The organism is Dyadobacter sp. 22481, assembly GCF_052044875.1.
GTDB lineage: Bacteria > Bacteroidota > Bacteroidia > Cytophagales > Spirosomataceae > Dyadobacter > Dyadobacter endophyticus.
Map to the genome: position 1 here is coordinate 920,658 of NZ_JBQENV010000002.1, position 12,037 is coordinate 932,694.

The following is a 12,037-nucleotide window of genomic DNA, read 5'->3' on the forward strand; positions in this document are numbered from 1 at the left end:
ATTATGCCCCAGTTTGATTTTCTGATTATCGGTTCGGGAATTGCCGGACTTAGCTACGCAGCCAAATTAGCCCGCCATTTCGACAAATTGAAAGAGGAAGTTTCCATCGCCGTGATCACCAAGGTTCAGGCCGATGAAACGAACACCAAATATGCCCAGGGAGGTATTGCGGTCGTTTGGGCGGAGTCCGACTCGTTCGAAAAGCATATTCAGGATACAATGGATGCGGGGGATGAAGTTAATAAAAGGAATATCGTCGAGATCGTGGTACGCGAAGCGCCCGAACGGATTCAGGAGCTGATCGACTACGGGACTCGTTTTGATAAAGAAAAGGGAGGCGAATATGATCTGGCGAAGGAAGGCGGGCATTCCGATCACCGGATCCTGCATTTCAAGGACATTACAGGAGCGGAAATCGAGCGGGCTTTGCTGGAAGAGGTGAACCGCCATAAATGCATCCAGATTTTTACGCATTACTACGCGGTGGAACTTATTACCCAGCACCATCTGGGCGAAACCGTATACCGCTATCGGGAAGATATCAAATGCTTCGGCTCCTATGTCTTGAACCGCCGGACAGGAGAAGTGGAGAAGTTTTTGGCCAAAACCACCTTGCTCGCAACGGGTGGCATCGGCAATATCTACCAAAGCACCACCAATCCTACCATCGCTACCGGCGACGGAATTGCGATGGCCTACCGGGCCAAAGGCATTTGTGATAACATGGAATTTATCCAGTTCCATCCCACGAGCTTCCACCAACCCGGCGAGAAACCTTCGTTCCTTATATCAGAAGCGGTGCGTGGTTTCGGAGGGGTGCTAAAAAGAGCTGATGGAAGCACATTCATGGAAAACTATGACAGCCGGCTGTCGCTCGCCCCGCGCGATATCGTAGCCCGTGCGATCGACTCGGAAATGAAGAAAAACGGGGTCGATCACGTCTACCTCGATGTCCGGCATTGCGATTACGATAAATTTGTAGAACATTTCCCGAATATCACCGAGTACTGTCTGCACCAGGGCGTGGATGTGCGTAAAGACATGATTCCCGTCGTCCCTGCGCAGCATTACATGTGCGGAGGCGTGCGCGTGAATGAATGGGGGAAGACCAATATCGAATTTTTGTATGCGGTGGGAGAGTGTGCATGCACCGGCCTGCACGGGTCAAACCGGCTAGCATCCAATTCCCTGCTGGAAGCCGTTGTCTTCGGGCACCGGGCCTATGAAAGCACGGTTGCCAATTTTGAAAATGCGGTTGTCCCACAGAATATTCCTGAATGGGACGACTCAGGCACTACGCATCCGGAGGAGCAGGTGCTTGTGACAGAAATGACCCGCGAGCTCAATAGCATCATGTCCAACTACGTGGGCATCGTGCGCACCGATCGCCGTCTGAAACGCGCATACGACCGACTCGAACTTCTGCATCAGGAGCATGAAGATTTATACCGCGAATCCAAGGTGTCGGTAGCAATATGTGAGCTGCGCAATATGATTTCGGTTTCTTATCTGATCATTAAAATGGCAATGGCCCGACGCGAGAACATCGGGCTGCATTATAACGCCGATCACGTACACGCCTAGGGCTTCGGGTTTTCGGCGAGCATGTTCCGGCTGCGGCGGGTGATGGCCCGCTTCCATATATTCTCCCCGACTTTCTGGCCCAGGTGCGTTCCTTCCTCGACGCCGTCGCGGTAGTGAATCCCACCGTATACACGACTGATGGAAGCATCCCAATAGGCCTCTTCGAAAGATTTGAACGATTTGACGCCATGTCCGTATTTTTTCTCGGTCGAGTCGGTAAAAGCTACATTATTCCCTATCAAATGCGTCAGTACTACGCCGCAGGCAGCTGAAATGGAGCTATGCCCGCTGACATACTCCGGGAACGCAGGAGTTTCCAAGAACGGGCGCCAATTGGGGTCCCAGTTACTGTTGATGACGGTTTCGGGCCGGATGCGGACTGTGCGGTATTTTTCATCCCAGCAGGCAATGAATGCGTCGTAGATCGACAGGGCTCCCAGCGTATATGCTTCTACCGATTGCATCAGGTCCAGTTTTTTGTCCAACGCTACGGTTCGTACGATCGCCATCCAGTGACCGGCCGGGGTCATTTTTTTATTGGCAAACATAGCATGCCCTACTACATTGGTCACAAATGCATTGTCGTCCCAGAAGTAGGCAGTCGCTTTCTGGTCGTCGGTGAGGTTGTTGCCGGTATTGTAAACCTCCATTGCGAGCTGCATAAATTTGCTGTTTTTGGCCAGGTCGTATTTTGCGGGCGGCGGACAGCGGAACTGCGTCACCGAATCCATCGCAAAGGTTCTGACGGTATTCCACATGGGTTCGCACGCGTCGGCGTAGGCAGGTGGGGTAGGGACCCAGGTCCCTGGTTTGTTGGTCACCGTATAGCGGTACCCGCGTATTTCTTTATAGTGATCTTTGGCCGAATATGCCAGTACATGCTTGGCTACCGTATCGCCGTATGCGATGGAGCGTTCATACACCTCTTCGGGAATCCCCATTGCCTGAAATTGTTTGAGAAGCCCCTTTTCATAGCTGTCCCACATGTTTCCGGAGAATGTGAGAGTCCTGCCTACCACCATAAATGCCTTAATGCTCGCAAGGGGAAAGCAATATGCCAGCGCTGTGTCAGGTTTTGGTGGAGAGTTGAATTTAACAAGCTGGTTTCCAAGTGACTGGTACTCCCGATTGCCAGGTGCAAGCGCCTCATACGCAGCAAGGAACGAGTATCCATATATGCGGCTGGCGACCGGCGGCTTGAAAATATCGTGGATGATCACATCGGTAAGGTGTGTAGCCGTCTCGTGGAAGAGCTTCGGATCGGCTGCCTTCATATTGTACTCTTCGGGCAAAGACTCTTTTTTACACCCGTATAAGAAGCAGAGAAATAACAGGGAGAGTAAACGGAAATTCATTCGATTTCGATGGGGAGTTTTGTAACTGAACTGCTTTACGAATATAGCAAGAAATAGGAATTTGGTGATAATTCTGTACAAAAGAATGATTAATTGTAACTTATATATAACCAAATCATAAGAAATGTTTGATTCATGCTACTATTTATTGTTATTTTTTAAGAATGCATATTCATTAACCGGGAAACCTTTTTTTTGTAAAAAAAATAATATCTTTTTGTACAATCAAACGAGTGTAACACGCCCCACGGATACTTCTCAAGTAAACGTCAGGAGTATCCAGATGAGATTGTGTAACATATACACTGTTTGAGTGCCTGAACTCTGGTCGATGAAAATTACTCACCCTAATCACTAAAATTACACTATGTAGAGACTTCTCCTAGCTACACTTTAATTCATCCGCCGCGACAGATTTTCGGAATGAAAATCATAGTCCGACTCTACGTTCCGTGCTTATACGGTTAAGCAAACATTCTTACTACAATAAATTTTAATCTAACTTTTAATCTATGAGATTTTCTACTGGATGGACGCCTCGTGCTGTATCACGAAGTGTTTTTTCTCTTTGTCTGGCCCTGGTGACGGTCGTGGGCGCATTCGCCCAGAATACCATCAAGGGTAAGATCAAAGATGAACAGGGACAACCGCTGCCTGGCGTTAGCGTTGTCGTGAAAGGAACCACCGCAGGCACAGTAACGGATAATGAGGGGCTTTATACAGTGAACGCGGAAAGAAACGGCACACTGGTCTACTCTTTTATCGGATACCTGACACAAGAGGTTTCCGTTGGTGGTAAAAGCATCATCGATGTAACCTTGCTCGCCGACACCAAAGCACTTGAAGAAGTGGTTGTCGTGGGTTATGGTACTGCCAAAAAAGCTACCCTGACCGGTTCGGTAACAGCGGTGAAAGGTGCAGAACTTCAAAAAGCACCTGCTGCTAACTTGTCCAACACATTGGGTGGTCGTCTGCCTGGTATTTCGGCGGTACAATCAAGCGGTGAGCCTGGCTATGATGGTTCAGCTATTCGTATTCGCGGTACCAACTCATTGGGTAACAGTAACGCGCTGATCGTTGTGGACGGTGTTCCTAACCGTTCAGGTGGTCTCGACCGTATCAACCCTGCCGATATCGAAAGTATTTCGGTACTGAAAGATGCGGCTGCGGCAATTTACGGATCACGTGCAGGTAACGGGGTAATCCTCATTACGACCAAACGCGGTAAATCGGGTAAACCACAGATTTCGTATGATATGAACCTGGGGGTATCGCAGCCTACGCGTACGCCTGAAATGTCAAATGCTGCTGAGTACGCTACGATCCGTAACGAATTGCAGATCTATGATAACTTGCCGGTAGGACAATGGCAAGGCGCATTGCAAGGCTTCAACACGAACGGTTCATATACCAGAACTGACAACGGAAACGTGGTAAACGCTGTGTTCACTCCGGACGATATGAAGAAATTCCGTGACGGTTCAGATCCTTTGTTGCACCCGAATACCGACTGGTATGGCTCAGTGATCCGTAAATGGGCACCGCAGCAACGTCACAACCTGCAATTGACAGGTGGTAGCGAAAACGTGAAGTATCTGGCTTCGATCGGACACATCAACCAGGATGGCTACTATGTGAATTCGGCAACAGGTTACAAACAGTATGATATGCGTTTGAACCTCGACACGAAAATCAACAAGTATGTAACTGCTAACCTGGGTGTGACTTTGCGTGAAGAGTTCCGTCACTTCCCAAGTGGTGGTAACGGTGCTGGCGCGATCTTCCGTATGTTGATGCGCGGTAAGCCAACCGAAATCGCAATCTGGCCGGACGGACGTCCGGGTCCTGATATCGAGAACGGTCAGAACCCGGCGGTTATCACAACCAACACAACAGGTTATAACAACGACAAGAGAGACTACATCCAAACCAACGGAGGTCTGGAAATCCAGGTGCCAGGTGTACCAGGCTTGAAAATCAACGCAATGGCTGCGATTGACAAGCAGCTGCGCCGTCAGAAAAACTTCGAAACACCCTGGACATTGTATTTCTGGGATAAGAAAACCTTTGAAGCCGATGGTAAAACACCATTCCTGACTGGAACTGTACGTTCTACATTCAAAGACCCACGTCTGAGAGAAAGTGCTTCCCAGGAATTGTCGGTTCAGCTGACCGGTCAGGTTTCTTACGAAAAATCGATCGACGGGCACAACTTCAACGTGATGGGTGGTATCCAGCGTGAGAAAGTGGATGCGGATGGTTTCTATGCATTCCGTCGTTACTTCATTTCTCCGGTTGTTGACCAGCTTTTCGCGGGTGGTACACCAGAGCAGGATCTAGGTAACTTCGATTTGTACAAAAGAGCGCGTTTGAGCTACTTCGGTCGTGCAGGTTACAACTTCAAAGAGAAATACCTCGCTGAATTCCTGTGGCGTGTGGATGGTTCCTACGTATTCCCTAAAGATGGCCGTTTCGGTTTCTTCCCGGGTGTATCGGCAGGATGGCGTATTTCAGAAGAAGGCTTCTGGAAAAACAACATCTCGCGTTACGTGAATAACGTGAAGCTACGTGGATCGTGGGGACAAATGGGGGCTGAGCCTTACAACCTCGGAAGCGACGTACTGGCTGAGTACCAATACCTGTCGACCATGGGCTTCGGAACCTACATCATCAATGATCAGGTTGTGAAAACGTTGCTTGAAACCCGCGTTGCTAACCCAAGCTTTACCTGGGAGGTTGCCAACAACTCTAACTTCGGTATCGAGGGTACGTTGTTCAACGACAAGCTGGCATTCGAGTTCGACTACTTCGTTAACAACCGTTCAAAAACGCTGATCCCGAAAACAGGTTCAACGCCTTCTACTGCGGGTATCGATGGCAAGCTTCCTCCCCAAAACCTGGGTAAACTGCAAAACAAAGGATGGGAGTTCAAGCTGAGCTATGACGGCAATGCAGGCGACTTTACCTACTCCGTGAGCGTTAATGGTGGTTATGCCAAAAACAAAATCAAGTACTGGGATGAAGTTCCGGGAGCTCCTTCTTATCAGCGCTCTACCGGCATGCCTTACGGATCATTCCTTGTATATCAATTCGACGGTGTGTTCAGAAGCCAGGAAGAAATCGATGCTAAAACACTCGATTACGGCCCGATCACAGGTAACCTGCGTCCAGGCGACATGAAGTTCAAGGATGTGAACGGCGACGGCAAAATCAGTGCCGATGACCGTATCCGTACCGAGAAAGTATCTCGTCCATGGTTCACAGGTGGTGCTTCGATCAACCTGGGTTACAAACAATTCGATTTGGCGATGTTGTTCCAGGGAACGCTGGGCGGCTTGCAGATCGTAGGTTTGACAGAATCGGGTGATATCGGTAACTACCTGAAATATGACTTCGATCACCGCTGGACAATCGACAATCCAACCGACAAATACCCACGTTTGACCAACCGTAACAACCGTTACTACACCAACACAGGTCAGGCGGGTATCAACAACTACTTCCTGAAAAGCAACAACTACCTGCGTTTGAAAAACATCGAACTGGGTTACAACCTGCCATCGGAAATCGGTTCGAAAATCGGTTTGAGCAACCTGAGAATCTATGTGAACGGACTGAACCTGTTGACTTTCGACAAAATCAAGGTTTGGGATCCGGAGGCGACTACCAACAGTGGTCAGTACTATCCGCAATCCAGAGTTATCAGCGCAGGTGTACGTCTAGCATTTTAACGAATCAGAAATATGAAATTGACATATAAATTTTTATTGGTTGCTGCACTGATGGCGGGAGGCTTGTCATCATGCGATACTGATTTCCTCGATGTAACGCCACCTACCGAAATCGCGGGCGACCAGGTGTGGGGAGACGGTGCATTGTCAGAAGGTTTTGTGACGGGTATTTACGCCGGTTTGCAGCAGGGCGGTTTCAGCGAGCAAATGCTTGCTTCCCTTACCGACGAAGCGGTATTTACCCACACAGGCCGTAACATTAACACGGTGAACGAAGGAAGTTTGAGCCCTTCCAACCTTGGATGGGTGGACGCAACTTACGGTTGGAGCCAGATGTACCAGTACATCCGCGCCTCTAACATCGCCATCGCTAACCTCGCGAAGGCGACTTTCACGGACGAAACCCTGAAGGCGCGTCTGAAAGGTGAGGCGTATTTTATGCGCGCTTACTACTATCAGCAGTTGGTGCGTTACTACGGTTCTGTGCCTGTGATCACCAAAGTTTATGCATTGAACGAAGACTATTCCGTTGCGCGGAATACTTACGATGAATGTGTGAAGCAGATCGTAAGCGACGCCGATAGCGCAGCATTGTTGCTGGATGGCAAAGCACTGGTAAAGGGGCGTGCATCGAAAGCTGCCGCACTTGCATTGAAATCACGGGTATTGTTGTACGCAGCAAGTGATTTGCACGATATGCCGACTGCGAAAGCCAAATCACCTGTCATTGCAGCTTTCGCGAACCCTGAATTCCTGGGCTACACTTCGGGTGATCGCAAAGCACGCTGGACGGCTGCTCAGGCTGCTGCAAAAGCTGCTTTGGATGCAGGTGGTAGCGGTTATAAACTGAACCTGACAGCTCCCGTAACTCCGGAACAAGGTCGCCTGAACTACATTTCCATTTCGATGGCTGGTGCCAGTGGTGACAAATCCCTGGATGCAACTGCGAGCGAAATTATTTTTGGACGCTATTTCACACCAAGCCAGAACGAAGGTGCACGTCAGACCGGTTTGAACAATGGCCCTAACGGCTACCACAACTGGGCTGGTAACACGCCGATCGGAACGCTTGTAGATGATTACGAAATGATGGACGGTACTTCGTTCTCATGGACTAACCCTGCCCACAAAGCAAGCCCGTACACAAATCGTGACCCACGTTTCTATGCAACGGTAATGTACGACGGTGCTACCTGGAAACCACGTCCTTCGGATGCGAAAGACCCTGCTAACCAGATTCAGACCGGTGCTTATGACCTTCTGGACGACAAAGGTGCGGTGATCAACCGCAAAGGATTGGATACCCGCAGCAGTTCTATCGAAGACTGGAACGGAAGCCGTACCGGTTACTACATGCGTAAGTTCATCGATCCGAACCCGTCGTTGTACGACAACACCGATCGCCAGAACATCCCATGGCCGTTCATGCGTGTGACTGAAAACGTGTTCAACTACATTGAGGCGAGCATTGAAGTAGGCGAAGAAGCTGTTGCATTGGAATGGCTGAACAAGATCCGCTTCCGTGCGGGTATGCCTGCATTGAAAGTTTCAGGTGCTGCTTTGAAGGAGGCTTATCGTCACGAGAAGCGCATTGAAATGGCTTACGAGGAACAGCGTTACCACGATGCACGTCGCTGGATGATCGCTCCGACCACATTGGGCCGTTCGTTGCAATACATCAACGTAATCGGTAAATTCAAGCCAGGTAAATCAATGAAGGAGCCATATCACTATGATCCAACGGTTTACGATTATACTTATACTCCGGTAGAAGAGAAATCGCACGAAAACCGTACGTGGGTCGATAAGATGTATTTCCGTCCGTTTAGCCGCGACGAAATCAACCGTAACGCAAAACTGGTACAAAACCCGGGTTACGATAAATAGTTATATTTTATTGACTAATTTTACTGAAACTATGCCTTGGCTTACAAGGCATAGTTTCTTTTTTTACTCCTTCAAAACTCTTCATTCCTGTCATGAAGCAAATATGGCCCTGGAAAGCAGGCAGCATTGTTCTGATCGCTGGACTGGTACTTTCCGGTTGTGACAAATCCTCCGATTCCAAAGAAGAAAAGAAAGGCCCTGAGGGCCCCAAACTCTTTACGTTGCTGAGCCCCGAACAAACAAAAGTAGATTTCTCCAATACATTGACCGAGGGGTTAAACACCAATGTGCTGATGTATGAATACTTCTATAACGGCGGGGGAGTAGCGGTAGGCGATCTGAATAGCGACGGACTCGACGATATTTACTTCACCGGCAACATGGTGCCCAACAAGCTTTACCTGAACAAGGGTAAGATGGTATTCGAGGACATCACCGGCATTGCGCAGGTAGGAGGGCGTGAGCGCCCGTGGAAGACAGGCGTCACCATGGCGGATGTAAATGGAGATGGTAAACTGGATATTTATGTTTGCTACTCCGGTGCGGTTTCGCCCGAGAGCCTGAAAGACCAGTTATTCATCAACAAAGGAAACAATGCCCAGGGGGTGCCGCAATTTGAAGAAATGGCGGAGCAATACGGTCTGGGCGTTTTAAGCAACAGCACACAAGCGGCATTTTTCGATTTTGACAAAGATGGGGACCTCGATATGTTCCTGCTCAACCATAACCCGAAAGCCCTCCCGATCCTCGACGAGGCAAGTACGGCGGATATCCTGAAAAAAGAAGACCCGGTTACCGGCGTGAGGCTTTTCCGCAACGACCCGCAAAACGGCGCACCACATTTTACAGATATTACGAAGAAAGCGGGCATTCACAGCTCGCAACTGACCTACGGCCTCGGTATCGGCATTGCCGACGTTAACCAGGACGGCTGGCAGGATATGTATATTTCCAACGATTACTCCGTTCCCGATTTTTTATATATCAATAATGGCAACGGCACCTTTACCGACGCGCTCGATGCCAGCATCGGCCACACGTCGCATTCCTCGATGGGCAACGACATCGCCGATTTCAATAACGACGGCCTGCCCGATATTTTCACGCTCGATATGCTTCCGGAAGATAACCGTCGCCAAAAGCTGCTGACGGGCCTGGATAACTACGAATTGTTTGATTTCAACGTCAAAATGGGTTTCCATCACCAGTATATGCGCAATATGCTGCAACTGAACGAAGGCTTGGGCAAGGGTACAAAACAACCTGTATTCTCCGAAATCGGCCAGCTTTCGGGGGTTTCCAATACCGATTGGAGCTGGGCGTCGCTATTTGCCGACTATGATAACGACGGCTGGAAAGACCTTTTCATCACAAACGGTAACCTGCGCGACTTCACGAATATGGATTTTGTGAAGTTTATGGGCGACCATTTGAAACGCATCGAAGGACAGGTAAAACGGGAAGACGTGCTGCAACTCGTGTACCAAATGCCTTCTTCCAATATGAAGAACTACCTTTTTCAAAATAAGAAAGACCTGACATTTACCAACGTAGCCGACAGCTGGGGCCTGGGTGAGATCTCTAACTCCGGCGGCGCAGCCTACGCCGATCTTGATAACGATGGCGACCTCGACCTCGTTGTCAACAACATCAACAAGCCTGCATTTATTTACCAGAACGATGGCGATAAGCATTTGAAAAACAATTACCTCAAAGTGAAACTCACCGGAGCCGGCCAAAACACGCTCGGGATTGGTGCGAAGGTGACGATTTATCAGAAGGGGCAGCAACAATACCTCGAACAAATGCCGACACGCGGTTACCAGTCGAGTGTGTCGCCGGTGCTGCATTTCGGATTGGGTAAAGAAAGCTCTATCGATTCATTGGTGGTAACCTGGCTCAATGGCAAGCAGGAAAAGGTTATTAACCCCAAAACGAATGCAACGCTGGCGCTCTCCGAGGCAAATGCTAAGGAGAAGGCGAAAGCTGACAAAGCTGTCACGCCGTTGTTTGCACAAATAGCTTCACCGATTACATTCAAGAGCCCTGCGGTGAAGCTGAATGATTTCAAACGCCAGCCGCTGCTGATCAACCCGATTTCCTTCACGAATCCGTGTATGAGAAAAGGCGATGTGAATGGCGATGGCTTGGAGGATGTGTTTATCGGCGGTACGTCAGGTGAAGTAGCCAGATTGTACATTCAGCAAAAAGGCGGGACGTTCAGTTTGAAACCGGTGCCTGCGTTTGAAGCGGATAAACAAAGTGAAGATACGGATGCATTGTTTTTCGACGCGGATGGCGATGGCACGCAGGATATCTTCGTTGCCAGCGGCGGTTACGCGAGCTTTATGCCCGAAGATCCCTTGCTGCAAAGCCGGCTGTATGTCAACGACGGCAAAGGCAACTTTACCAAAAGTACCAACGCGTTGCCTGCAATGCTTACGAGCGCGAGCTGTGTACGTGCGACAGACATCAATGGAGATGGCAAGCCCGACCTTTTCGTAGGCGGTCGCGTGATACCAGGCCGCTATCCTGAAACGCCGCGCAGCTATGTGCTCATTAATGATGGAAAGGGTAAATTCACTGACCAGACGGCAGCATTGTCGAAAGAACTGGAACGCATTGGCCTTGTTACCGATGCTGCGTGGACGGATTTGAACGGCGACAAAAAAGCCGATCTGATCGTGGTAGGGGAATGGATGCCGGTTACTGTGTTTGTCAATACGAATGGTAAACTCGAAAACAAAACCACCGACTATTTTGACAAATCTTACAATGGTTGGTGGAACAAAATCCTCGTCGAAGACCTGAATGGCGACGGTAAGGACGACCTGGTGATTGGCAACATGGGTACCAACACCCAATGCAAAGCCAGCGATGCCGAGCCGGTAGAAATGGTTTATAAGGATTTCGACGACAATGGCTCCGTTGACCCGATCATGAGCTTCTATATTCAGGGAAAAAGCTACCCGTACGTAACCCGCGACGAAATGCTGGATCAGATGAGCATTATGCGTACCCGTTTTCAAGACTATAAAAGTTACGCGGACCTGACGGTGAAAGAAATTTTTACAAAAGAAGAACTAGAAGGAGCGAAAGAGCTGAAAGCGACCTATTTGAAAACGGCCTATTTCGAAAGAGCAGGGAACGGCAAATTTGCAGAGAAGGCATTGCCGTTGCAAGTTCAGGTATCGCCGGTTTACACCATTACTTCGCTCGATTACAACGCAGATGGTAAAAAGGATTTGCTCCTTTGCGGTAATGTCAGCAAGGCCCGGCTTCGCTTCGGGAAATACGATGCCAATTATGGTATTCTATTGCAAGGAAATGGGAAAGGGCAGTTCGAATACGTACATCAGGATAAATCAGGCTTTGGGCTGAAAGGCGATGTGAGAAGTGTACTGCCGCTTGGAAATAAGTTGTTGTTCGGAATTAATCAACAGGAAGTAAAAGCATATCAAATTGGCAAAGTTCAATAAC

The 12,037-nt window shown here is 49.1% G+C and carries 5 protein-coding genes; 4 read left to right on the forward strand and 1 reads right to left on the reverse strand.

What is annotated here, in order from left to right; translation table 11 throughout:
* Positions 1-3 precede the first annotated feature (3 nt).
* Positions 4-1,584, forward strand: a complete 1,581-nt coding sequence (gene nadB, locus ACTJJJ_RS13870) for an L-aspartate oxidase (RefSeq protein ID WP_426293015.1) — start codon at positions 4-6, stop codon at positions 1,582-1,584.
* On the opposite strand, the gene ACTJJJ_RS13875 is transcribed toward nadB, so the two are convergent.
* Positions 1,581-2,939, reverse strand: coding sequence for a vanadium-dependent haloperoxidase (locus ACTJJJ_RS13875; protein WP_440702104.1), 1,359 nt, complete (start codon positions 2,937-2,939; stop codon positions 1,581-1,583). The two genes, nadB and ACTJJJ_RS13875, sit on opposite strands and share 4 nt — an antisense overlap.
* 512 nt (positions 2,940-3,451) lie before the next feature.
* Here ACTJJJ_RS13875 and ACTJJJ_RS13880 point away from each other — a divergent pair.
* The 3 genes from ACTJJJ_RS13880 (at position 3,452) to ACTJJJ_RS13890 (ending at position 12,036) form a co-directional block, all read left to right on the forward strand.
* Positions 3,452-6,670, forward strand: coding sequence for a SusC/RagA family TonB-linked outer membrane protein (locus ACTJJJ_RS13880; protein WP_440702105.1), 3,219 nt, complete (start codon positions 3,452-3,454; stop codon positions 6,668-6,670).
* Between the two features lie 12 nt (positions 6,671-6,682).
* Positions 6,683-8,557 (forward strand): RagB/SusD family nutrient uptake outer membrane protein, encoded by a 1,875-nt coding sequence (locus ACTJJJ_RS13885; RefSeq protein ID WP_440702106.1) that lies wholly within the window; start codon positions 6,683-6,685, stop codon positions 8,555-8,557.
* Between the two features lie 92 nt (positions 8,558-8,649).
* Complete coding sequence (locus tag ACTJJJ_RS13890) at positions 8,650-12,036, forward strand: VCBS repeat-containing protein (RefSeq protein ID WP_440702107.1); 3,387 nt, start codon at positions 8,650-8,652, stop codon at positions 12,034-12,036.
* Position 12,037: the final 1 nt, after the last annotated feature.

What these genes read in the sequence shown, in the direction of transcription:
- ACTJJJ_RS13880 (WP_440702105.1), top strand. Translation starts at nt 3,452, where the DNA reads ATGAGATTTTCTACTGGATGGACGCCTCGTGCTGTATCACGAAGTGTT.
- nadB (WP_426293015.1), top strand. Translation starts at nt 4, where the DNA reads ATGCCCCAGTTTGATTTTCTGATTATCGGTTCGGGAATTGCCGGACTT.
- ACTJJJ_RS13875 (WP_440702104.1), bottom strand. Translation starts at nt 2,939, where the DNA reads ATGAATTTCCGTTTACTCTCCCTGTTATTTCTCTGCTTCTTATACGGG.
- ACTJJJ_RS13890 (WP_440702107.1), top strand. Translation starts at nt 8,650, where the DNA reads ATGAAGCAAATATGGCCCTGGAAAGCAGGCAGCATTGTTCTGATCGCT.
- ACTJJJ_RS13885 (WP_440702106.1), top strand. Translation starts at nt 6,683, where the DNA reads ATGAAATTGACATATAAATTTTTATTGGTTGCTGCACTGATGGCGGGA.